This is a genomic window from Mycobacterium sp. E183 (assembly GCF_001667735.1).
In the GTDB taxonomy this organism is placed as follows: domain Bacteria; phylum Actinomycetota; class Actinomycetes; order Mycobacteriales; family Mycobacteriaceae; genus Mycobacterium.
Genome location: NZ_LZJN01000106.1, coordinates 1 through 23,823, shown reverse-complemented (window position 1 = coordinate 23,823; position 23,823 = coordinate 1). Strand labels below are relative to the sequence as shown.

The window sequence follows — 23,823 nt, the reverse complement described above, 5'->3', positions numbered from 1 at the left end:
TGGTCCTGGGCATGTCCGGTCACCCACGCATCTCGAGGACCTCGGTCACCGGACGCCGGGCGGTGGGTTTCGCGTGTGGGTCCCCGGCCGGTGACCGGCCGACCCGGATCAGCAGCTGCGGCTGGCCGGAACCGCCGGTGATCTGCCTGATGATGTCGCGGCTCTGCGACATCTCCGTCATGTGGGTCAACGTGCAGGTGGCCATGCCGGCCACAGTGCATTCGAGCAGCACCGCCGACAGCGCCTCACCGCAGCGCAGCACCTCGGTCGGCGCATCGTCGTGACGGGTGGACAGGACCACGATCTTGGAGTGGTCCGCCTCGATGGAGGCGCGGCGGCGGCCCCCACCCGCCGGCGGGAACGCGCGGGCGATGTCGACGCGCGCGGCCTCGGAACTGGACAGCAGAGCGCTTTCGGGCACGTGTTCGGCGTTCGCTTCGAAGGGTGATGTCCACCAACGTAATTCGGTCAGATAGGAGGTGTCGCTTCGGCGCAGCTGCTCGGTGAGCCGCGACGCCTCGGCCAGCCTCGGCCGCTCGTCGTCGTCGACCACGTCCAGTGAAACGTCGTATGGTGTCACCGCGCGGATCAGGGCCGCATGCAGCGTGGGCCACGCGGCCGGTGCGCCCAGGGGCAGCCGGTCGGTGCGGCGGCGAAGGATGGCTTCGGCCCGCAGCCGGCGCTGCGGCGTCACGTTCTCCACGGGCAGAAAGCCCACGCTCGCGAGGTGATCCGGCCTGCCCTCGGTGGGGAACCGTTCGGTGACGCTTTCCCAGCCCGCGGCGGCCATGGCGACCCTTAGGTGGTCGAGGGCGGCCCCGCAGCTCAGGATCAGCTCCCGGCCGGTGTGGTCGGTGGCGTGCATCGCGTGGTGCGGGTCGGCCCACAGGTGCAGCCTCGTGCCGTCGGCGACCCACCGCCAGGGCTGGCTGTTGTGCAGCGAAGGCGCGCGGCACGCGAGGGTCACCGCGTCCCGGATGACCTGCTCGGTCGGCACTTTCGCGTCCATGTCCACCGTTTCGTCGACTTCGGTGAGGCAAACTGTATGCGCCGTGCGCGGGTGCGGGCAGGGCCGTTGGTCCCCGACGGCCGGGACGTTGGCACCTGCCGAGGGCGTTATGTCGTGCGCGCCCAGAGGTCGTGCGCCTCGCGGGCGACGAGGTCGGGGCGCCGCGAGGTGTCGATCCGGTGCGCGCCGACCCAGTCGGCATGCCCGGCGGCCAGGGCGGCGGCGATCTCCGGGGTGACCTCCGAAGTGCCCGCGGGCCTGGTCTTGATCCGGTCGGCCGCCACGTCGGCCGTCGCCGAGCACACGAATTCGACGAGCGCCGAATGCGTCTCGGTGGCCAGCCGGTGAGCCTGCTCGCGCGTCCGCGGATCGCGCCAGGTGCCGTCGAGGATCACCGAGTGCCCCTCGCCCAGCAACCGCCGCGCGCGGCTCAGCGCGGTCTCGTAGACCACCGTCACCTGGTCGGGGCTGTAGAGCCCGGCGTTCAGCACGCCGGGCTCACCGGCGATGGCACCCGAGTCCCTCAGCTCCCGGCGCACGTCGTCGGTGGAAATAAGCTGAGCGTCAAATGATTCGGCCAGCCCGCGCGCCACGGTGGACTTCCCGGTGCCGGGGTTGCCGCCGACGAGCGCCAGCCGAACGGTGCCGCTCTGCAGGTGCCGGGTGGCGATGGCCAGGTGGCGCGCGGCGTCGCCGGACGCGCCTGGGCTGCCCTGCGAAACCCGGACGCAGTCCACCTTGGCCCGCACCCCGGCCCGGTAGGCGATGTAGAAGTCAGCCAGCGCCCGTGGCGCCGCCCGACCCGCGTGCTCGGCGTAGCGCCTCAGGAAGTGGTCGCCGAAGTCCTTGCGGCCCAAAAACTCCAGGTCCATCGCGAGGAAGGCGGCGTCGTCGATGCAGTCGACGTGGCGCAGCCGGTCGTCGAACTCCAGGCAGTCCAGCAGCGCGGGGCTGCCACCGACCCAGAAGATGTCGTCGGCGAGCAGGTCGCCGTGCCCGTCGACGATGCGCCCCTCGCGGATGCGCCGCTCGAACAGCCGCGAGCGCCCGGCGACGAACTGGGCCACCAGGCGCCGCAGCAGGTCGACGTCGTCGGCCTCGACCCCCGGAATCGACTGGCTCGCATAGCGTTCCAATTCGGACAGGTTCTCCCGCCAGCGCCCCTCGATCGCGCCGGCCTCGCCCTGGGCGTCGATCCGCTCGCCGCGCTCGGCGCGTTCGTGGAAGCGGGCCAGCACGGCCGCGACCGCGTCCAGCACGCGGTGCACGGACTCCGCGGTGTCGTGGGCCACCAGGTGCGCGAGGCGGTCCTCGTCGCGGTAGCGCCGCATGACCACGACCGGTTCGGCCGGCCCGCCGAGCGGGTCGGTGAGGTGGGCGACGCCGAGGTAGCTGTCGGGCGAGAGCCGGCCGTTCAGCTCGACCTCCCGGCGGCAGGCGTGCTCGCGCTGCTGCGGCGCGCGGAAGTCGAGAAAGTCGGTCAGCACCGGCTTCTTGGCTTTGTATGCGCGGTCGCCGGCGAGAATGACGACGCCGGTGTGGGTTTCGTGCACATCGAGAAACGGCACGGCGGCGGCGCGACCCTACGACGGTCGGGCGACGATGACGGGCATGCGGACCGAGTGGACGACGGCGTTGCTGACCGAGCCCAGCAACACGCCCGACAGGCCGCCCCTGCCGTGGCTGCCCACGACGACGAGTTGGGCGGACTCCGACTGTTCGATGAGCTGCCGCGAGGGCCGGTCGGATACGACGACCCGGTGCACGGTGACGTCGGGATAACGTTCCTGCCAGCCGGCCAGCTGTTCGGCCAGGCTCCGCTCGGCTTCCCCCTTCACCGCCGACCAGTCCACCCCGGGCAGTTCGAAGACGTCGACGTCACTCCACGCGTGCAGGGCGGTCAGCCCGACTCCGCGACGCGACGCCTCGTCGAAAGCGACGGCCACCGCAACCTCCGAGGCGGGCGAGCCGTCGATGCCCACGAGCACCGGCGCCTGCTGAGGGTGCTCCATCAGCGGATCCTCGTCGCGGATCACGGCGACCGGGCAGCGCGCGCCGCGGACCACGCTGCTGCTCACCGAGCCCAGCAGCAGCCTGCCCACCGCGCCGCGTCCGTTGCTTCCGACGACGACCATCTCGGCCTCTTTGGACATCTCGACCAGCGTGGGCACCGGGGGCGCACAACGCAGCTCGCTTCGGACGTCGATCTTGCGGTCGGTGGTGACGGCGTCCTCGGCGATCTTGACCGCCTGCTCGAGCACCTCTCGGCCTTGCTCCTCCTGCCACACGGCCACGCCCGTCGACAGGGGGAGGGCCGGATACATCGGCACCATCGCGTTCACCATGTGGACGATGGTCAGCGGGACGTGTCGCATCGCCGCGTCACGGGCCGCCCAACAGACGGCGGCGTTCGAAGCCGGCGACCCATCGATTCCGACGACGATGCCGTGGCGGTTTGCCATTGCGGACATGATGTTCTCCCTCTCCTCCCCCAAAACGCTATGGCGCGACCGACCGTCGATCATGAGGCTTTAGTCACCAACCGCATGGCCATGAGGCCCCCCTGCGCCGACGGGCCTTGACGGCCGCGTGCGCTGTGGCATCGTCACAGCAATGACTGAATGGCCTGTCACCGTGGACGGGCGCTACCACGACGCGGTGATCCTCGGGCTCGACTGTGTGATCGAACAGACCTCGCCGGACGTCGTCGAGGCCCGCGATTCGACCGCCGTGCTGCTGCGGCGGCTGCGCGAGGCCGGCATCGCCGCCGCCGTCTATTCCTCGGGCCGCGAATGCGCACCCCTGTTGCGCGCCGCGGGAATTGAGGAATTGGTGGACGTCGCCGTCTGCCCGGCCGAGTCCGCCGCGCAGGGGGACGCGGCGCTGACCGTGGCGGTGGCGCGCCTGGGGGTGCGCCCGGTCCGTTGCGTCCTCGTCGACTGCGACGAAGGGGGAATCGCGGCGGGCCGGGACCACGGCTTCGGGCTCGTCATCGGCCTCGAGCGCAACGGGGGTGGAGACGGGTTGCTGTCCCTCGGGGCGGACGCCATCGTCGCCGACTTCGCCGGGATCACGGTGCGGCGCGGGGGCTCACCGTTGTCGACCATCGCGGACGCGACGGGTGTCTACAGCCAGCTGAAGGAGCTGGTGGCCAGCCGGCGGCCGGCGGTTTTTCTCGACTTCGACGGCACGCTGTCCGAGATCGTCGCCCAGCCGGCGTCCGCCACACCGGTCGAGGGTGCGTCCGAAGCGCTGCGCGCGCTCGCGGCGGAGTGCCCCGTCGCGGTGGTCAGCGGACGCGAGGTGGGTGATCTTCGCGACCGCGTGCGCGTCGACGGGATCTGGTACGCGGGCAGCCACGGTTTCGAGCTCGTCGCACCGGACGGGACCCACCACGACAACGCCGACGCCCTCGGCGCCATCGACGCGCTGGCGCGTGCGGCCGACCGGTTGACGGAGCTGCTCGCCGGTGTCCCGGGAATCCATTTGGAGCGCAAGAGGTTTGCGGTCGCGGTCCACTACCGCCACGTCGACTCCGAACGGGTCGATGGGGTGATCGCGGCGGTACGCAAGCTCGCGCGATCCGAATGCCTGCGGATCACGATGGGTCGCAGGGTCATCGAACTGCGCCCCAGCCTCGACTGGGACAAGGGCACGACGCTCAACTGGATCCTCGAACAAATCCAGGGAACCGGCGGCGATGCGGTGTTGCCGATCTACGTAGGCGACGACATCACCGACGAGGACGCCTTCGATGCGGTCCAATTCGACGGAGTCGGAATTGTGGTGCGGCACAACGAGGATGGGGATCGCCCATCGGCCGCGTTCGTCAGCCTGGCCGATCCGTTCGCCGTCCGCGACTTCGTCCGGCGGCTGGCCGACGATCTGCACGAGGCCGCCGCCGCACCCAACGACGCGTGGGAACTGGTCTATGAGGGTTACGACCCCACCTACGAGCGGCTGCGCGAAACGCTGTGCACCGTCGGCAACGGCTACGTCGCCAGCCGCGGCTGCGCCCCGGAGGCCACCGCAAGCGCGGCGCACTACCCGGGGACGTATGCGGCCGGGGTTTACAACACGCTGGCCGATCGGGTCGCCGGCCGGACGATCGAGAACGAAAGCCTGGTCAATCTGCCCAACTGGTTGCCGTTGACCTTCCGGATCAACGGCGGGCCGTGGTTTCACATCGACGACACCGAATTGTTGTCCTACCGGCAGACATTCGACCTGCGGCACGCGACGCTGACGCGCACGCTGCGATTCTCCGACGGTGCGGGCCAGATCACGAGAATGACCCAACAGCGGTTCGCATCCATGCACGAGCCGCATCTGCTCGCCCTGCAGACGACGGTCGTCGCGGAGAACTGGTCGGGCACCGTCGAGTTCCGGTCCCTGCTGGACGGCGGCGTGGGCAACACCATGGTCGAGCGCTACCGTTCGCTGTCGAGCAGACACCTCACGTCACCGGCTATCGACGAATTCGCCGACGAATCGGTGATCTTGCGGACCGAGACGTCGCAGTCTCGCATCGCCATCGCGGTGGCCGCTCGCACCACCGTGTGGTGCGATGACGCCCGAGCCGTCGCCCAGTACAAGGTCGTGGCCGAGCCCGACCGTGGCGGCCACGACATCCAGGTGGCGCTGGCCGAGGGTCAATCGGTCACCTGCGAAAAGATCGCGGCCGTCTTCACCGGCCGGGACAACGCGATATCGGAGCCGGCGAGCACCGCGCAGCTACATCTCGATGCCGCCGGCCGGTATGCCGAGCTGCATCGTCAGCACGCCCGCGCCTGGGACCTGTTGTGGGAACAATGCGCGATCGGCCTGACCGACGGCGCCGACGCGCTGCGGATCCTGCGGTTGCACCTGGTGCACCTGCTGCAGACGCTCTCGCCACACACCGCCGAACTCGACGCCGGTGTGCCGGCCAGGGGCCTGCACGGCGAGGCCTACCGCGGACACGTGTTCTGGGACTCGCTGTTCGTCTCCCCGGTGCTGAGCGTGCGCATGCCCAATGTGGCACGCTCGCTGCTGATTTACCGTTATCGGCGCCTTCCGGAGGCCCGCCGGGCGGCACACCGGGCCGGTTATCTGGGTGCGATGTACCCCTGGCAGTCGGGCAGCGACGGACGCGAGGTGAGCCAGGAGGTGCACCTGAACCCGGAGTCCGGCCGCTGGAATCCGGATGCCAGCGCCCGGGCGCACCACGTGGGTCTGGCCATCGCCTACAACACCTGGCAGCACTACCAGGTGACCGGAGACCGGCAGTTTCTCGTCGACTACGGCGCCGAGATGCTGGTGGAGATCGCGCGTTTCTGGGTCGGGCTCGCCAGCTTCGACGAGACGCGCGGCCGCTACACGATCAAGGGCATCGTCGGCCCCGACGAGTTCCATTCGGGTTATCCGGGCAAGGAATACGACGGGATCGACAACAACGCATACACCAACGTGATGGCGGTCTGGACCATCCTGCGGGCGATGGACGCCTTGGACCTGCTCCCGCTGCGGGACCGCCTGGACCTCGTCGGCAAGATCGACCTGACGAGCGAAGAGCTCGGCCGGTGGGAGCACGTGACGCGGCGCATGTTCGTTCCGTTCCACGACAACGTGATCAGCCAGTTCGAGGGCTATTCGCAACTGGCGGAACTGGATTGGGACCAATACCGGCAGCGCTACGGCAACATCCAGCGGCTCGACCGCATCCTGGAGGCCGAGAACGACAGTGTGAACAACTACAAGGCGTCCAAGCAGGCCGACGTGTTGATGCTGTTCTACCTGCTGTCGTCGGACGAGTTGCTGGCTCTGTTGGGCCGGCTCGGCTACCGCTTCGCGCCGGAGCGGATCCCTGAGACGGTGGACTACTACCTCGCGCGCACCTCCGAGGGATCGACGCTGAGCGCCCTGGTCCATTCATGGGTGCTCACCCGCGCCAACCGGCACCACGCCATGAAGTACTTCGTGCAGGTGCTCGCGTCCGACATCGTCGACATCCAGGGCGGCACCACGGCGGAGGGTATCCACCTGGCCGCGATGGCCGGCAGCATCGATCTGCTGCAACGGTGTTTCACCGGACTGGAGACCCGCGACGACCGGTTGATCCTGAGCCCGCAGTGGCCGAAGGCGCTGGATCCGATCGAGTTTCCGTTCGTCTATCGCGGCGAACGGCTGCACCTGCGGGTCAGCGGGCGGGCGGCCGAGCTGACGTCCGAGGCCGGCAACAGCGCATCGGTCACGGTGGAATGCCGTGGCCGCGTGCACCAGCTGCTACCCGGGCGCACGGTCGAGGTCGCCTGAGGTCAGGTGACCAATGCCCGCGAACGGGGGCCGAACGGCCCTGCTGAACCGCGCCGCGCCCCCATAACGTGACCAGTGCCGGGCCTTCAGGGTCCGCTGGCCAGTCTCCGGGAGGACGCGATGAACAATCCGCAGCAGCGGATCGTGGTGGGTATCGACGGCTCGGACGCCGCGATCAATGCGGCCAAGTGGGCCGCCGCCGAGGCCGTCAGCCGTGACGTCCCGCTCCGGCTGATTCACGCCGTCCCCCGGCGGAACGCCGGCGACGACAGCCTGGACATCCAATACGCCCAAACCGCGCTGCGCGCCGCCGATGCGGCGCTTCAGGCCACGGGTCAGCAGGTGAAGATCGAGTGCGACATCGTGCGCGGCTCATCCGAGGACGCGCTGATCGACGAATCACGCAGTGCCGCAATGGTTTGCGTGGGTTCTGTCGGCACGGGCTGGGTGGCGCGTAAGGTCCTGGGCTCGACCGCGGAAACCCTGGCGCACAAGGCGCGCTGCCCGGTGGCCGTGATCCGCAGCCGTGGCGCCGAGCCGGATGACGGATTCGTCGCCGTCGCCGTCGGGGAATCGGCCGGCAACGACGCCGTGCTCGAACACGGCTTCCGCGAGGCCCGCCTGCGTGAGGCGCCGATCCTGGCGATGGGCGTCTGGCGGTGGGGCCTCGGCGAGATCCCCTACAGCCAGCTCGAGCAGCGGCTCGGCCCCTGGGTGGCGCAGCACCGCGAGGTGCACGTCCAGCCCGCCGCGGCCAGGCGCGGCGCGGCCGAATTCCTCACGCACACAACCGAGCCGGTTCAGCTCGCGGTGGTGGGCGGCGAGGACGCGGACAAGGTCGCCCGGATCGTGGGACCGATCACCGCGCACCCGAGCGGAAACGCGGGGTGTTCGGTGCTCGTCGTGCGTGACTGACGGCGAGCTACCCGGCCGCCCATTCGGTGGCGCTGTCGAGCTCGTCGGATGAGAAGATGGCGAACTCGCCGGGGACCAGCCACGCGACGGCGTGCAGGACATGGGCGACCCAGTCCTTGTCGGAGACCACCGCGATCCGCTTGAACGCCGCGTGGTGCGGCAGCACGGTGCCCAAGCCCAGCTTGAGGTCCTCGAGGAATCCGCCCGGCCCGAATCCCTCGTAATCGGGCGCGATCACCTCGACGATGCGGACCTCGCCGGTCTCAAGCACCCGCTCGATCCGGGGCTTGAAGTCACGCAGCTCGTCGCCGCGCAGCCGGCCCGACACCCGGATGCCGATCACTTTCTCCGGCATGTTCGGCAACAGTTCGATCATTTACGAGCCTCCCTCACGCGCAAGGTTCTTCTTCTCAACGGACAACCAACACGGGCACCCGAGCCGACTGCGCGACGGCCGAACTCACCGAGCCGAGCAACATTCCGGGGAATCCGCCACGGCCGCGGCTACCGACCACCACCAGCTGGGCGCGTTCGGATTCCTTGAGCAACCACTCGGACGGCTTGTCGCAGAACAGTTTCCGTTCGACTCGCACGTCGGGATACCGCTCGTGCCAGCCGGCCAGGCGTTCGGCGAGGGTTTCGGCCGCCTGGATCTCGCGGTCGCGCCAGTCCATGCCGAGGATGGGGAACACCCCCACGTCGCTCCAGACGTGCACGGCCACCAGGCCGACCCGCCTGCGGGAGGCCTCGTCGAAGGCCAGCGTGGTCGCGTCCTCCGACGCCGGGGAGCCGTCGATGCCGAGCACCACGGGCGCGGCCGGATCGGGCGCCGACCCTTCGGCGGAGTGAATCACCGCGACCGGGCAGTGGGCGTAGTGCACGAGTCCCGTGGTCACCGAGCCCAACAGCAGGCGACCCACCGCGCCCAGCCCCTGGCTTCCGGCGACGATCATCCGGGCATCCTTGGAGGCCTCAACAAGTGCCGGAACGATGGCTGAATACCTGGTCTCCGTGTGGATTTCGGGCGGCGCGGAGTCGCCGACGCTGGCGTTGAGCGTCTTGCGGGCCTGGTCGATGACGTGCTGGGCGCTGTCGTGCTGCCATTCGGGCATGTCCGCGTACAGCTGGCCCACCGGCCATCCGACCACGACGGGGGGAACCGCGTGCACCAGCGTGATGGGCAGATCACGCATGAGGGCCTCCCGCGTCCCCCAGGCCACGGCGGCGTCGGATGCCGCCGACCCGTCGACACACACCAGTACGCCGTATTTCGTCGCGCTCTGCGTCATTGTTCTGCTCCTCTACACGCCGTCGAATTCGGGCAGCTCGATCTCGAGATGGCGAACCGAGCCGTGATCGATTGGCCGGCAAGGCCAGCCGAGATCGAAGAAGACCGTGAGCATCGGGTGGTTCTCTTCGAGGACGTCGGCGACGAACCGATCGATGCCATGCGCCCGAGCGATCGGGGCCAGGTGCTTGAGCAAGGTGGTGCCCACGCCCACCGAATGATCCTGGTGCGCAACCACAATCGCCACCTCGGCCACCTGCGGATCGTCGACGACGACGCAGTGCGCCACGCCGATCAGCCGGTCGGCGTCGAAGGCGCCCAGCGCGTACAAACCATCCGCGGGCCCGGTCAGCTTCGCGACGAGCTCATGCAGCGGTGACAGCTGCAGCGTGAAGAAGCGGAAGTACCGGTCATAGTCGGACAGCTGCTCATGCAGCGCCAAGACGGCCTCGGCGTCGGCAACGGTCAGAGCGCGCAACGACACCAGGCGTCCGTCGAGCAGCCGAGCAGATTCCGCCGCGTCCACCGACCGATCACTCACGACCCCGACGGTAGTCCGGGGCGGCGCCGTCGGGCAGGGCCGTTAGGCCCAAGGGCCGCCCCCCTTTGGTCCCGCCGGGGCGACGTTACTGATCGATGAGCGGGGCGACCCAGTGCACCCGGGTGCCACCCTCCGGGGGGCCGGTGATCTCGCAGGCACCGCCGAGTTGTTCGGCGCGGCGCCGCATGTTGCCCAGGCCGCTGCTGCGCGTGTTGCCGACAGGGATGCCGGAGCCGTTGTCGATGATGTCCAGGACGAACATGTCGGCGACGCTGATCTCGACGGTCAGGCGCGATCCACCGGAATGGCGCAGGGCGTTGCTGACGGCTTCCGTGGCCACCGCCTCGGCGTGGTCGGCAAGCTCTCCGCCGACGGCGGTCATCGGTCCGTGCATCCGCACGGTGGTCACGACGTCGCGATTCTCGGTCAGATCGGCGACCACCTGTTGGATGCGGCGCCGGAAGTCGCCGTTCTTACCCATCGGGGATTTCAGCTGGAAGATCGTCGTGCGGATCTCCTCGATGATGGTCTGCAGGTCGTCGAGGGTGCGGTTGAGCCGGTCGGCGACCTCCGGGGAGCGCGCCCGCGCGAGCGTTCCCTGCAGGTCCATGCCGGCGGCGAAAAGCCGCTGGATGACGTGGTCGTGCAAATCGTGCGCGATGCGCTCGCGCTCGGCCAGGATGCTCAGCTGCCGCGCGTCGTCGCGGGCCGACGCGAGCACCAGCGCCATCGCGGCGTGCGTGGCGAAGTCGTTGACCAGATCGAGGTAGCTGTCGTCGAACGGCGGCTGGTCGGCGCCACGTGCGATCGCGATGACACCGACGACCTCGTCGCGGGCGCGCAGCGGCATCAGGATCGCCGGGCGCTGCCCGACGTCGGTGAACGCCTGAATCGGGTACCGCAACGTCTCGGTGATCAGCGGTTCGCCCGAGCGGAACACGGTGCCGCTGGTGGACGCGTCCACGGGCACCCGTTGGCCGACCACCTCGTCGGCGTGCACCCCGACGGCCGCGGAGACCACCAGCGTGTCGACCTCGTCGTCGGGCAGGTCGGGATCGCCGGGCACCAGGACGATCGCCTGTTCGGCGTCGGTCAGGACCCGGGCCTGTTCGGCGATCAGCTGCAGCGGGCGCCGGTGCGGAGCGGCGCTGGAGAGCAGGGCGGTCGTGATCTCACGGCTGGCCTCCATCCACTTGACGGCCGTCCGCTCGCGTTGAAAGACCTGCGCGTTGTCGATCGCGACGGCGGCGGCGAATGCCAGCGCGCGGGCGGCCACCTCGTCGGATTCGGAGAACACCCGCACCGGATCGACGTGGGTGAGGTAGAGGTTGCCGAACACGTTGCCCCGGATGGTGATCGGCACCGCGAGGAAGGCGCGCATCGGAGGATGGTGTTCGGGGAACCCGACGGCGGCCGGATGGGCGGTCAGATCAGTCATCCGCAGGGCCGGCGTGTCCAGCAGCGACAGGCTGAGCAGGCCCTTGCCGAACGGCAGGTGACCGATGCGGGAGGCCGTGTCGGCGTCCATGCCCTCGTGGACGAAGCGCAGCAAGTTTCCTTCGAGGTCACGGATGGCCAGCGCGCCGTAGGGGGCCGAGGTCAGCTTGCGGGCGGCGCCGATGATCCGGTGCAGCGTGGCGTCGAGGTCGAGGCCCGCACCGATCTCGACGATGACGCGGAGCAACTGCTCCATCTGGTCGCGGGCGGCCAGCAACTCGTCGAGCTGCTCGTGCATCCTCCCGACCAGCCCGCGCTGGCCGAGTCCGGCGAATGCCGAGCCGCCGTCGTCGCTCCTCAACCCGTCAAAACCTCCACGACACTTTTGCTCAATGTCAGATGGCAAAATCAGCGTAGTCGCAATTTGTCAAGCGCCCAAGCGAAGAGTTCCCGTCGATGACGTGACGTGTTGCGGTTGCCGGCTAGTCGGCAGGCGCGTCCGCTGGCGGTTGGGAATGGCCGGGCCGTTGATCCAGCTTCGACGCGAACACCGCCGCCTGGGTCCGGCGCTCCATGCCGAGTTTGGCGAGGAGCCGCGACACGTAGTTCTTCACCGTCTTCTCGGCGAGGAACATCCGTGCGGCGATCTGCCTGTTGGTGAGGCCCTCGCTGAGCAGCCCCAGCAGCGTTCGCTCCTGCTCGGTGAGGCCGGACAGCGGGTCTTCGCGTTCGGCCGCGCCGCGAAGCTTCGCCATCAGCGCGGCCGCGGCGCGGTTGTCCAGCAGCGACTTGCCCGCGCCCACCTCCTTGATGGCGTGGGCCAACTCCATGCCCTTGATGTCCTTGACCACATAGCCGCTGGCGCCGGCCAGAATGGCCTCCAGCATCGCCTCGTCGGAGGTGAAGGACGTCAACATCAGGCACCGCAGGTCGGGGTGATCGGACACCAGGTCCCGGCACAGCTCGATGCCGTTGCCGTCGGGAAGCCGCACGTCGAGCACGGCGACGTCGGGCTGCAGCGCCGGGATACGCGCCTTCGCCTCGGAGACGGAACCCGCCTCGCCGACGATTTCGAGCTCGGGGTCCGACGCCAGGAGGTCGGCGAGACCGCGCCGGACGACCTCGTGGTCGTCGACCAGGAAAACCTTGACCATTAAGAACCCTTCCGATGGTCGTATGACCTCAATATCACACATCCATCATCGTCCGAGTTCACAAATGTTGCTGATTCACCACCAACAGCGAACACCGGGCGTCCTGCATCACCGAGCTGCCGACCGGTCCGACGAGTTCGGCCACGTGCCGACGGTTGTGGGCGCCGACGATCACCAACCCCACCGGCCCGTCCGGGGCGGCGAGGTATTCGAGCAGTCCGGCGTGGATCGCCACGGATTCGACACGCAGCTGCGGATGGCTTCGCTTCCAGCGGGCGAGCCGGCGATCGAGGTCGGCGAGCGCCCGCCGATCGGCCTCGCTGCCCCACACGCCATGCTCGCTCTGCGCGGTGCGCCGCGAGACGACCGCCTGGAGCGCGGCGCCACGCAACAGCGCCTCGTCGACGGCCGCGTCCAGCAGCACCGAGTCCGGGGACCCGTCGATCTCGACGACCGCCTTTCCTCCGGATTGCCGGTGGTGGTCGTCGCGGCCGCGGACGATCGCCACCGGGCAGTGCGCCGAGACGGCCAGCGCCGCGGCGGTGGAGCCGACCCGGCCCGGTTGAAAGTGGCGCAGCCCGACGGCTCCCACGCAGACCATCACCGCCGACGCCGACGAACGAATCAGCGACCCGACCGCGGGTCCGTGGACGATTTCCGTCTCGATCGCCACCGGCCTGCCCGCGGCGCGGATCGCGCTGACCGCCTGGCCGACCGCGAGCTCCGCCGTTTGTTCGCCGCCTTCGGCCTCGGTCGCGTAGAGCAGACGCAGCGGAACGTCACGACTCACCGCCTCGTCGACCGCCCACAGCGCCGCGCGGATCGCCGCCTTGGAACCATCGATACCGGCGACGACCGACTCGGTTCGGGCGGTCTCCGTCATCTCAGTGGCGAACCACGAGCACCGAGCAGTCGGGGTAGCCGACGATCGGATGACAGTTCGGGGTGACCAGCCCCGCGATCTCGTCGGCATCGGCACTGCCGACCACCGCGAGTTCGATTGTGCCACCGGGCTTCTCGCTGGGTCTGGCGCCGGTGCCCGCAGCGACGGTCTGGACGTGGACGTCCGGGTAGCGGCGGACCCAGCTGTTCAGCCGCCGGTCGATCTGCCGGACGGTGGCGTGGCGGCGGCGCCCTTCCTCCATGGCCTGGTGTACCACCTCGTCGTTGTCGGGCTCGTCGTTGAGCACGACGGCGATCACCCCGAGCTCCGTCGGCGACCCGTCGGGATTGGTGCGGATGATCGCGACCGGGCAGTGCGCGCGCGCCACCAGGCCGGCCGCGGTCGGGCCCAACAGCCCGTCGGACGCCCATCCCCGCCTGGCGGTGCCGACACACACCAGGGCGGCGTCCAGCGATTGGTCGATCAACGCCTGCGCGGGGTCACCGGAGACGATCGCCGTCTCGATCTCGACCGCCTTGCGCTCGCTCTGGATGGCGGACTCCGCTTCGCACAGCGCGATTTCGCCGCGTTCGACCTCCCATTCCGAGGTGGGGCCCGACCCGGCGTGGCCCCCTCGTGGGGGGATGACATAGACCAGGCGCAGCGGCATCTGCCGGCCGATCGCCTCGTCGATCGCCCACTTCGCGGCGTTCACCGCGGCTTTCGAGCCGTTGACGCCGACGACCACGGCCTTGGCGTCCAGCTGGTTCATGTCGGCTCCTAGGGTTCCATTCGCTTTCAAGGCTATTGCGCCGGCGCCCCGCGACGGAGGGGCCGTTAGGCCCCAGCTGCGAAGTCGTTCGGCCCCACCTCCGCGGGTTCGGCCACCAGCTCGAACAACCGCTCCACGTCGACGCGCTCGAAGACCGCCGTACCGGGCGTCATCAGCATCGCCGCGCCCGCCGCGATCCCGTACCGAACGGATTTGGCGAGCGGCCACCCACGGGTGATACCCACCGTGATCGCGGCGACCATCGCGTCGCCGGCCCCGACGCCGCTGCCGCTACGCATCGGGACCGCCGGAAAGCGTTGGCTGGCATGGCCTGTCGCGAGCAGCGCGCCGTAGGACCCCAGGGACACCACGACGACCTGTGCGTGGCCGCTGTCGATCAGCTGATGGGCGGCGGCCAATTGCTCGGACTCGGTGGCGAGTCGGCGGCCGACGCATTCCCTCAGCTCGCGTACGCTCGCCTTGAGCAGATACACGCCCGAGGAGATGTGCTGCAGGCCGCCGCCGGAGGTGTCCAGAATCAGCTTCACGCCCAGCTCCCGGCAGATGTCGGCGACCCGCTGGTAGTAGTCGGCCGGGACGCCCGGCGGCAGGCTGCCGCTGGCCACGACGACTTCGGCCGTCTGGGCGGCGGCCCGCAGTTCGGCGAGGCATTGCTCCTGTTCGAAGGCGTTGAGCTCCGGGCCCGGCAGGACGAACCGGTATTGCTGGCCCGTGCTGGTCTCGTTGACGGAAAAACTCTCGCGGGTCTGGGCGGCGATCGGGATCTGCAGGAACGGCACCTCCGCCTCGCCGAGCAGGGTGGTGACGAGGCCACCGTGCGACCCGCCCGCCGGAAACACCGCCAGCACCGGGCTGCCGAGGACCTTCGCGATCCGCGCGACGTTGATGCCGCCGCCGCCCGGGTCGTAGCGCGTCGCCGAACAGCGCAATTTGTCGGTCGGCCGCACCACGCCGACGCTCGTGGTGATGTCGAGCGCGGGATTCATGGTCAACGTGACGATTCTTCGGCTCAGCGCCCGATCGGCCGGCATCTGTATCTCCATCGCTTCGTGCCTAGAGGCCGCTCGGGTACGTTTCCGGCGTCTCGCCGGCGATCCACACGCTGGTGACCTCCAACGGCTCCAACGCCCGCGTCCGGTCGATGTGAATCATCGCGTCGAACTGGTCGGCGGGCCGGACGTGGAAGTAGTGGCTCTGCCGTTCGGTCTCGGGGCGGTAGATCACCCCGATGGCACGCCCCAGGCGCACCGCGCCGAGGGGCTCCGCGGCCCCGGGGTTGAGGTGCGGTGACACCAGGAACGCCGCCCTGCCCGTTTCGTGCAGGAGTTCTTCGATGCTCCCGTTGAGGGCCGGGCGGACGACCTTGCGTTCGGCGATGCCGCCCCAGTCGCTGGCGGCGGTGACGGTGCCCGCGTACGTGCTGAAGCCGAGCAGGCGGGATTCGTCGCCGTGCCGCTGCCGGACCAGCTGGCCGAGCGTGAGTTGTCCGTCGGCCCACACCTCGGTGGCGCGGGCGTCGCCTACGTGGGAGTTGTGGGCCCACACCACGATTCGCGCGGACGGCACGTCGTCGTGACGGTCCAGATGCTTGAGCAGTGCGTCGAGGGTCTGCGCCATGTGTTTGTCCCGCAGGTTCCACGAGGTGACCCGGCCGCTGAACATCGCCCGGTAGTACACCTCCGCGTTGTGCACCGTCTGGGCGTTCTGGTGGGCGTAGAACAATTCGTCCTCGGCGAGCAGGCCGTCCCTGCGCGCGTAGGCCAGCGCGTTGCGCTGGATCTCGACGAGTTGATCGATCGCTTCCTTCTCGCACGACGGGCCCGCGCCGAAGGCCGCCGAGAAGCCGTACGCCTGACCGTCGTCCGCCGAGGCGTGGTCGAAGCAGGCGTAGCGTTCCCGCGCCCGCGCCGCCGCCTTGGGGTCGATCTTGTCCAGGTAGCCGATCACCTCCCGCATCGACCGGTGCAGGCTGTAGAGATCCAGGCCGTAGAAGCCGGCCTGCCGCTGGCCGTTGTTCTCGTGCAGCCGGTTTCGCGTGCGTAGCCACTCGACGAAGTCACGGACGACGGTGTTGCGCCACATCCAGGCGGGAAAGCGCTCGAAGCCGCTCAACGCCTCGTCGGCGGTGGTGTCCTCGCCGATGCCGCGAACGTAGCGGTTCACCCGGTAGGCGTCGGGCCAGTCCGCCTCGGCCGCGACGGCGCAGAAACCCTTCTCCTCGATCAGCCACTTGGTGATTTCGGCCCGGGCCTCGTAGAACTCGTGTGTGCCGTGCGAACTTTCGCCGATCAGCACGATGCGCGCGTCACCGACGAGCGCGTCCAGCGCCGCTTGCGGCGGCACGCCCGCCGGCGCGTCGATGGCGACCCGGCTGATCACGTCGGCCGGTGTCCGCGCCGCGGCGCCCCGCGACGCCCCGGTCGTCGGCGTGGCGAGCAGCCGGCGGACCTCGTCGTCGGTGACCTGGCGGAAATCCCAGAAGGACTCCCCGACCGCGAGGAACGGGGTGGGCATGCTCGCGCACACGACGTCGTCGACCTGCCCGGCGAATTCCCGGCACGTCGACTCGGGGGCCGCCGGCACGGCGATGACGATGTGCGCCGGCTCGGCTTCGCGCAGCGCCTGCACCGCCGCGGACATGCTTGCGCCGGTGGCCAATCCGTCGTCGACGAGGATGACCGTCTTGCCGGCCACCTCCACGGGTGGGCGCCCGTCGCGGTAGGCGGCCTCGCGCCGAATCAATTCCCGACCCTCACGCTCGGCGACCGCGCGCAACTCCTGCGGGGTGATGCGCAGGCCACGCACGACGTCGTCGTTGACCACCACGCGGCCCCCGCTCGCCAGTGCTCCCACCGCGAATTCCTCGTGGCCGGGCGCGCCGAGCTTGCGCACGATGAAGGCGTCCAGCGGCGCGCGCAGCGCCGCCGCCACCTCCCACGCGACGGGTATGCCGCCCCGCGCCAGACCCAGCACGATCACGTCTGGCCGATCGCGGTAGGCCCCGAGGAGGTTGGCCAGCACCCGGCCGGCCTCGCTGCGGTCGCGGAACACGCGGCGCGGCGAGCGCCGGGTCGCGTCAGCTGCTCTGGTCATCGCGCACCGCGGTCACTAGGCCGCTCGGCGGGCGGACGGGAAGGGTCGCCATGGCAATCTCCTCGATCCCTTTCACCATTGACAACTTTCATCCGACCAGTCCGCCGTAATCGGCGGTAGGGACCGAAGTCCCAGGCTTACGGGTCGTTCGTCGGGTCACCGTTTCCGGCGCAGCTCGGCCATGTAGGCCATCACCCGGTTGAGGATGAGGCCGTAGGCGTCACCGTCTTGGGTGAGCCGCACGAGCCCGCGGTGGCGCAGGAAGCCGTCGAGGCGCTGGTCCAAACGCCAGTCGACGTAGGTGTGGCCGGCGTAGGGCGAGTGCAGAAATTCAAAGGCGAGCTCGTCGACGTCGGCGTCGGTTATCGACGGGCATCCGTCTGTGGTAGAAGGCATTTGGCTGCTACCCGACTCGGCTGTGATCCCGGATGGCGGCCTGCACCGCGGCGAATCGTGCTCGTGCCCGCTCGTCGGCGGCCTGCTGCTCGGCGGCGGTGACGACGATGGCGTCCGGGCCCGGGAACACGGTCGCCTCCTCCCCGGTGGCTAGCCACCGCACCCGGTAGGGCGGTTCACCATCGGGGGAACGCACGGAGGTGATCAGCCCGCGCAGATCCGGGCGACCGATCGTGCCGCTCTTGATGACGAGCCAGTCCCCGGCATCGGCAATCATCGTCGACTCCCTTCGAAATCCATGGCCATAATCCGGGCCGCCCTAGCGGCGTATCTCCAAGACATCGCCGAGGGGCCGCCGCGGCGTCGGTTCCGGGCCGCCCTTGCCCGCGAAGGCGGTGCCCACCCGGATCAAGACCTGGGGCACCGCTTCGGTGTCGGCTATCAGCTGACGGACCATGTCGCGGCTGGCCGGCAACTCCGTCACGTGGGTGACGGTGCACGTCGCCAGACCCGCGATGGTGCATTCCAGCAGGATCGCGGAAAGCACCTGGCCGCACAGGAATGCGTCCGCGCGGGTGTCTCCCGGGGTGGACAGGACGAGCACCTCCGCTTGATCTTGGAGTCCCGCCGAACCGGGCCGGGCGTTCGCGTCGGCGGGAAACCGGCGGTTCACGTCGACGGCGCGCCGCTGCGCGTCGCTCACCAGTGCGGCCGTGGGGATGCCGTCGTCGTGCCTGCCCGGCGCTGTCCACCAACGCAATTCGTGGTGATAGACGTCGTCGTAGCGGCGCAGCGCCTCGGTGAGACGCGCCGCCTCCACCAGCCGCGGCCGCGCGTCGTCGGCGAGCACGTCGAGGGAGACCAGGCCGGGGTCGAAGGCGCTCCGCAGCACCGGCTCGAACGACGCCCAGTCCCTCGGTGCGCCGAACGGCCGCCGGTCTGTCCGGCGGCGCAGGATCGCCGCGGCGCGATCGCGCCGGGCCGCGGCGACGTAGTCGGTCGGGAGGAAGTCGACCGAGGCCAGGTGGTCGAGGTTGTTGGGGTTGGGAAACTCGTCGACGCTCGTCGCCCACCCGTCGGCCGCCATCGCGACCCGGAAATGGTCGAGCACCGCGCCGCAGCTGATGATCGACTCGCGGCCGGAGCCGTCGGCCGAGGGCACCGTGCGGTCCGGGTCGGCAAACAGGTCGACGCTCGGGCCGCCCGCGACCCATCGCCACGGCTGGGTGTTGTGCAGCGAAGGGGCGCGACAGGCCAGCTCCACCGCCCTGGTGAGCACCTTGGTGTCGACCAACGTCGGGGTCATCGCTCGTCGCCCCTCCTTTCCTACCTGGACCCTCGGGCATGCGGGCAGCGCGCGCCAGGGTCCTTGGTCCCCAGCGTCGGGTCATTGGACCCGGGGTCGACTGATGACCTTTGTCTCTATTGCGGCGATGCCCCGCGGCAAACGATGAAGGCGACTACCCGAAGCGAGGACCCTGTCATGGACGTCATCCGCAAAACGGCCACCGACTTCTCCGTTCGGCCCAACCTCACGGACTACGAACACGAGCGCGCCCAGTTCCACTGGTCCGATGTGCCGGATCCGTGCGAGGGCATGGGCCCCGGCCTGTGCAACATCGCCTACGCCGCCGTCGATCGTCACACCGCTGGTCCGGCCGCCACGCGCACGGCCCTGCGGTTCGTCCCGGACCGGCCCTGGGACGGCGTGATCGCCACCCAAGACCTCAGTTACGCCGAGCTCGGCCGGCTCTCCCGGCGATTCTCCAGCGCGCTGCGCTCGTTGGGCATCAACAAGGGCAACCGCGTCTTCACGCTCATGGGCCGCACCCCGGAGCTCTACATCGCGATGATGGGCGCGCTGCGCAACGGCAGCGTCGTCTCACCGTTGTTCTCGGCCTTCGGGCCGGAGCCGATCGCCACCCGAGTCAACATCGGGCAGGCCGACGTGCTGGTAACCACGAGGGCGATCTACCAGCGCAAGGTCGCCAAGATCCGCGATCGGCTCCCCTCGCTCCGGCACGTCTTCGTGGTCGACGACGGCCAGGGCGGCGGCGCGCCGCCGGGCACGCTCGACTTCTGGCAATGGCTGGACGCGGCCGACGAGAACGCGCCGATCGAACCGACCACCGCCGACGACCCGGCGCTGCTGCACTTCACCAGCGGGACCACGGGCACGCCCAAAGGCGCCATCCACGTGCATGGCGCCGTCGTGATGCACTACGTCACCGGCTTGTACGCGCTCGACCTGCATCCCGACGACACCTATTGGTGCACAGCCGATCCCGGTTGGGTGACCGGCACGTCCTACGGCATCATCAGCCCGCTCCTGCACGGGGTCACCTCCATCGTCGACGAGGCGGAATTCGACGCCGAACGGTGGTACCACATCCTGCAGGACCAGGGCGTCTCCGTGTGGTACACCGCACCGACCGCCATCCGGATGCTGATCAAGGCCGGACCGGAACTGCCCGCGCGCTACCACTTTCCGCGGCTTCGGTTCATCGCCAGCGTCGGCGAGCCGCTCAACCCCGAGGCGGTCTGGTGGGGAAAGCGGGTGCTGGGCCTGCCGATTCACGACAACTGGTGGCAGACCGAGACGGGCGGCATCATGATCGCCAACACACCCGCGTTCGACATCAAGCCCGGGTCGATGGGCCGGCCGCTGCCCGGGGTCGACGCCTTCATCGTGCACCGCGACGACGACGGGCCCGTCGAGGTCGTCGACGAACCCGGCGTGGAGGGTGAGCTCGCGCTCAGGCCCGGCTGGCCATCGATGTTCCGCGGTTACCTGAACGCCGAAGAGCGCTACCGCAACGCGTTCGCCGACGGCCTCTACCTGTCCGGGGATCTCGCGAAGAAGGACGCCGACGGCTACTTCTGGTTCGTCGGCCGCAAGGATGACGTGATCAAGTCCGCCGGACACCTGATCGGTCCGTTCGAAGTGGAAAGCGCGCTGACCGATCACCCCGCCGTCGCCGAGGCGGCCGTCATCGGCATACCCGATCCGACGGTCGGCGAAATGGTCAAAGCCTTTGTCACGCTGAAGAACGGCGTCCTGGCCGACGAGGACCTGCGGCTGCAACTGATGGGCCACGCCCGCAAACGGCTCGGGGCCACGGTGGCGCCCAAGGAGATCGAATTCGTCGACTCGTTGCCGCACACGAGCAGCGGCAAGATCATGCGGCGCCTGCTGAAGGCCCGCGAACTCGGCCTGCCCGAAGGTGATACATCCACCATCGAGCAGCGCCCCGTCCAGCACGCCGAAGGGGTGCCATCATGACCGATACGAAACTGGCCCATGAGCTGTTGTCCGACATGATCCGGGTGCGGCGCATGGAGGAGAAGTGCGCGGAACTGTACAGCGCGGCCAAGATTCGCGGATTCCTGCACCTCTACGTCGGCGAGGAGGCCGTGGCCGCGGGGTCCCTGCGCGCACTGGCCGACGACGACGCGGTGGTTGCGACGTACCGCGAACACGCGCACGCGCTGCTGCGTGGCATCCCGATGACCTCGATCATGGCCGAGATGTTCGGCAAGCAGGAGGGCTGCTCGCGGGGCCGCGGCGGTTCCATGCACCTGTTCGACGCGGCCAAGCGGTTCTACGGGGGCAACGCCATCGTCGCCGGCGGCCTGCCGCTCGCGGTGGGCATCGCGCTGGCCGACGCCATGCTGCAGCAGAAGCGGGTCACCGCCTGCTACTTCGGCGACGGCGCGGTGGCCGAGGGCGCGTTCCACGAGTCGCTGAACATGGCGGTGCTGTGGAACCTGCCGGTGCTGTTCTGTTGCGAGAACAACCTTTACGCGATGGGCACCGCGTTGGACCGCGCCCAGTCGCAGACCGACCTGACCGTCAAGGCGGCCGCGTACCGGGTTCCCACGCTGGCGGTCGACGGGATGGACGTCGAGGCATGCCATGCCGCCGCGCAGCAGGGCGTCGACCACGTTCGCGACACCGGTGGCCCGTTCTTCATCGAATTCCGCACCTACCGGTTCCGCGCGCACTCGATGTTCGACCCGGAACTGTACCGGGACAAGGCGGAAGTCGAGCGATGGCGCGAGCGCGACCCGATCCAGGCGTTCACCGACAAGTGCGTGGGCGACGGCACGCTCTCCGACGCCGAGGTGCGTGAGATCGAAGACGCGGCCGTCGCCGAGATCGAGGCCGCGGTGGCCTACGCCGAGGCCGGAACGTGGGAGGACGTGGCGGATCTCGAGCGCGACGTGCTGACCGAAGAGGCAATGCGATGAAGACCAGCTATCGAACCGCCGTGCACGACGGCCTGCGCGACGCCCTGCGTGATGACCCGCGTGTCGTGGTGATGGGGGAAGACGTGGGGCGTTATGGGGGAACGTACGCCGCCTCCAAGGGCCTGCTGGAAGAATTCGGCCCGGAGCGCGTGCGCGACACGCCGCTGTCGGAGCTGGGCTTCGTCGGAATCGGAATCGGCGCGGCCCTCAACGGGTTACGGCCGATCGTCGAAGTCATGACGGTGAACTTCAGCCTGCTGGCGCTCGACCAGATCGTCAACACCGCCGCGGCCCTGCGTCATATGTCCGGCGGGCAGTTCTCCGTGCCGATCGTCGTGCGCATGGCGACGGGCGCCGGTCGCCAGCTCGCCGCGCAGCATTCGCACAGTCTCGAGCCGTGGTACGCCCACATTCCGGGCATCAAGGTGCTGGCTCCGGCCACCGTCGAGGATGCGTACGGCATGCTGGCGCCCGCGCTGGAGGACCCCGACCCGGTGGTGATCTTCGAGCACGTTCAGCTCTACAACACCTCGACCGACGTCGACGTCCTCTCCCCGACCGACATCTCGCACGCGGCGGTTCGCCGCACCGGCGCCGACGTCACGCTGATCACCTACGGCGGCTGCCTGCCAAAGACGCTCGACGCCGCCAACGAGTTGTCCCTGGCCGGAATCGACTGTGAGGTCATCGATCTGCGCGTGCTGCGCCCCCTCGACGAGACCACGGTCCTGGAATCGGTCCGCAAGACGCATCGCGCGGTGGTGGTCGACGAGGCCTGGCGCACCGGCAGCCTCGCCGCCGAAGTCACCGCACGCGTGATGGAGGGCGCCTTCTACGACCTGGACGCGCCGGTGGCGCGGGTGTGCAGCGCCGAGGTGCCCATTCCCTACGCCAAGCACCTCGAAGAGGCCGCTTTGCCGCAGACCGCCAAGATCGTCGCCGCCGTGCAGAGCCTGTTCGGGGAACAGCCGTGATCGAATTCAAGATGCCCTCGCTCGGCTCCGACATGGATGAAGGCACCCTGAACGAGTGGCTGGTCAAGCCCGGGGACAAGGTGACGCGCGGCCAGGTCGTGGCCATCGTCGAGACCACCAAGGCCGCGGTCGAGGTCGAATGCTGGCAGGAGGGCATCGTCGACGAGCTCGTCGTGCCCGTGGGCGAAACCGTCCAGGTGGGAACGACTTTGGCCACCCTGACGGCCGGCGAGACGGCGGAGAAGCGGCCCGAGGCCACGCCGGCGCCGAAGGCGGCCGCCAAGCCGGCGACCGCGCCGCCGACGGCCCCATCCACCCCCCGAACTCCCCCGGCCGCCCCGGGGCGGCGCCGCTGGGTCTCGCCCGCCGCGCGGCGGTTGGCGACGTCGCTGGCCGTTGACATCGACGCGGTGACGGGCACCGGCCCCCAGGGGGCGGTCACCATCAACGACGTCGAGCACGCCGCGGCGGCCAAGCCGGCCGCGTCCAAGCCCGTCGCCCAGCCGGGAACCAAGCCGACGGCGGCCGACCGTGCGACACAGATGCGCAAGTCGATCGCCGCGGCGATGAGCCGGTCCAAGCGGGAGATCCCGCACTACTACCTGGCCGAAGAAATCATGCTGGAGAAGTCGTTGTCGTGGTTGACGACGCGTAACGCGCAGCGATCGATCGACGAACGAGTGCTGCCGGCCGTCCTGCTGCTCAAGGCCGTCGGCGTCGCCGCGCAGCGATATCCCGACCCCGACGTGAACGCCGTTGGCGGGCTCGAACCCGTCTTCCCGCCAGAATCCGTTG

The 23,823-nt window shown here is 69.4% G+C and carries 21 protein-coding genes; 6 read left to right on the top strand and 15 right to left on the bottom strand.

The features are described from left to right. Window positions 1–19 precede the first annotated feature (19 nt). The 3 genes from A5691_RS11125 to A5691_RS11115 form a co-directional block, all read right to left on the bottom strand. Window positions 20–1,009: an NAD(P)H nitroreductase gene (locus A5691_RS11125; RefSeq protein ID WP_067761127.1), complete on the bottom strand. Its 990-nt coding sequence runs from the start codon at window positions 1,007–1,009 to the stop codon at window positions 20–22. A gap of 107 nt (window positions 1,010–1,116) precedes the next feature. Further along, a complete protein-coding gene (locus A5691_RS11120; RefSeq protein WP_156670280.1) occupies window positions 1,117–2,577 on the bottom strand; it encodes a bifunctional aminoglycoside phosphotransferase/ATP-binding protein in 1,461 nt (486 codons plus the stop codon). A 15-nt stretch (window positions 2,578–2,592) separates the two neighbouring features. Further along, window positions 2,593–3,480: a universal stress protein gene (locus A5691_RS11115; RefSeq protein ID WP_067887245.1), complete on the bottom strand. Its 888-nt coding sequence runs from the start codon at window positions 3,478–3,480 to the stop codon at window positions 2,593–2,595. Between the two features lie 118 nt (window positions 3,481–3,598). On the opposite strand from A5691_RS11115, the gene otsB reads away from it, so the two are divergent. Both otsB and A5691_RS11105 read left to right on the top strand, forming a co-directional pair. Further along, window positions 3,599–7,303 carry a trehalose-phosphatase gene (gene otsB, locus A5691_RS11110; RefSeq protein WP_231968726.1) on the top strand — a complete coding sequence of 1,235 codons (3,705 nt, stop codon included), beginning with the start codon at window positions 3,599–3,601 and terminating at the stop codon, window positions 7,301–7,303. Between the two features lie 120 nt (window positions 7,304–7,423). Then, a complete protein-coding gene (locus tag A5691_RS11105) occupies window positions 7,424–8,218 on the top strand; it encodes a universal stress protein (RefSeq protein ID WP_067887186.1) in 795 nt (264 codons plus the stop codon). Between the two features lie 7 nt (window positions 8,219–8,225). Here the strand turns inward: A5691_RS11105 and A5691_RS11100 are convergent, their stop codons facing one another. The 12 genes from A5691_RS11100 to A5691_RS11045 form a co-directional block, all read right to left on the bottom strand. After that, window positions 8,226–8,594 (bottom strand): STAS/SEC14 domain-containing protein, encoded by a 369-nt coding sequence (locus A5691_RS11100; RefSeq protein ID WP_067887182.1) that lies wholly within the window; start codon window positions 8,592–8,594, stop codon window positions 8,226–8,228. Between the two features lie 34 nt (window positions 8,595–8,628). Further along, window positions 8,629–9,507, bottom strand: coding sequence for a universal stress protein (locus A5691_RS11095; RefSeq protein ID WP_067887179.1), 879 nt, complete (start codon window positions 9,505–9,507; stop codon window positions 8,629–8,631). A gap of 12 nt (window positions 9,508–9,519) precedes the next feature. Next, window positions 9,520–10,047 carry a GNAT family N-acetyltransferase gene (locus tag A5691_RS11090; protein WP_067887177.1) on the bottom strand — a complete coding sequence of 176 codons (528 nt, stop codon included), beginning with the start codon at window positions 10,045–10,047 and terminating at the stop codon, window positions 9,520–9,522. An 85-nt stretch (window positions 10,048–10,132) separates the two neighbouring features. Next, the gene (locus tag A5691_RS11085; protein ID WP_197508434.1) at window positions 10,133–11,782 is read right to left on the bottom strand and encodes a GAF domain-containing protein; all 1,650 of its coding nucleotides are present in this window, start codon (window positions 11,780–11,782) and stop codon (window positions 10,133–10,135) included. 184 nt (window positions 11,783–11,966) lie between these two features. Next, on the bottom strand, window positions 11,967–12,638 hold the full coding sequence (locus A5691_RS11080) for a response regulator transcription factor (RefSeq protein WP_067761143.1): 672 nt from the start codon (window positions 12,636–12,638) through the stop codon (window positions 11,967–11,969). Between the two features lie 58 nt (window positions 12,639–12,696). Then, window positions 12,697–13,521, bottom strand: coding sequence for a universal stress protein (locus A5691_RS11075; protein ID WP_067761145.1), 825 nt, complete (start codon window positions 13,519–13,521; stop codon window positions 12,697–12,699). A gap of 1 nt (window position 13,522) precedes the next feature. Further along, window positions 13,523–14,293, bottom strand: a complete 771-nt coding sequence (locus tag A5691_RS11070; RefSeq protein WP_067761147.1) for a universal stress protein — start codon at window positions 14,291–14,293, stop codon at window positions 13,523–13,525. A 65-nt stretch (window positions 14,294–14,358) separates the two neighbouring features. Further along, entirely contained in the window at window positions 14,359–15,345 is a 987-nt protein-coding gene (locus tag A5691_RS11065) for a 1-phosphofructokinase family hexose kinase (RefSeq protein ID WP_067887242.1), read from the bottom strand. Window positions 15,346–15,367: 22 nt separating this feature from the next. Continuing rightward, complete coding sequence (locus A5691_RS11060; RefSeq protein WP_156675510.1) at window positions 15,368–17,407, bottom strand: erythromycin esterase family protein; 2,040 nt, start codon at window positions 17,405–17,407, stop codon at window positions 15,368–15,370. A gap of 156 nt (window positions 17,408–17,563) precedes the next feature. After that, window positions 17,564–17,803 (bottom strand): hypothetical protein, encoded by a 240-nt coding sequence (locus A5691_RS11055; protein ID WP_067761150.1) that lies wholly within the window; start codon window positions 17,801–17,803, stop codon window positions 17,564–17,566. Between the two features lie 7 nt (window positions 17,804–17,810). Further along, complete coding sequence (locus tag A5691_RS11050) at window positions 17,811–18,080, bottom strand: DUF1918 domain-containing protein (protein ID WP_067761152.1); 270 nt, start codon at window positions 18,078–18,080, stop codon at window positions 17,811–17,813. Between the two features lie 42 nt (window positions 18,081–18,122). Next, complete coding sequence (locus A5691_RS11045; RefSeq protein WP_067887168.1) at window positions 18,123–19,109, bottom strand: NAD(P)H nitroreductase; 987 nt, start codon at window positions 19,107–19,109, stop codon at window positions 18,123–18,125. A 177-nt stretch (window positions 19,110–19,286) separates the two neighbouring features. On the opposite strand from A5691_RS11045, the gene acsA reads away from it, so the two are divergent. From acsA to A5691_RS11025, 4 genes are all read left to right on the top strand, one after another. Further along, a complete protein-coding gene (acsA, locus tag A5691_RS11040) occupies window positions 19,287–21,086 on the top strand; it encodes an acetate--CoA ligase (RefSeq protein WP_067761155.1) in 1,800 nt (599 codons plus the stop codon). Further along, window positions 21,083–22,054: a pyruvate dehydrogenase (acetyl-transferring) E1 component subunit alpha gene (gene pdhA, locus A5691_RS11035; protein ID WP_067887165.1), complete on the top strand. Its 972-nt coding sequence runs from the start codon at window positions 21,083–21,085 to the stop codon at window positions 22,052–22,054. The genes acsA and pdhA overlap by 4 nt, the downstream gene beginning before the upstream one ends. After that, a complete protein-coding gene (locus A5691_RS11030; RefSeq protein ID WP_067780321.1) occupies window positions 22,051–23,028 on the top strand; it encodes an alpha-ketoacid dehydrogenase subunit beta in 978 nt (325 codons plus the stop codon). The genes pdhA and A5691_RS11030 overlap by 4 nt, the downstream gene beginning before the upstream one ends. Further along, on the top strand, window positions 23,025–23,823 hold a 799-nt coding region (locus A5691_RS11025; protein WP_197694366.1), incomplete at its 3' end, for a biotin/lipoyl-containing protein. The genes A5691_RS11030 and A5691_RS11025, both read left to right, overlap by 4 nt.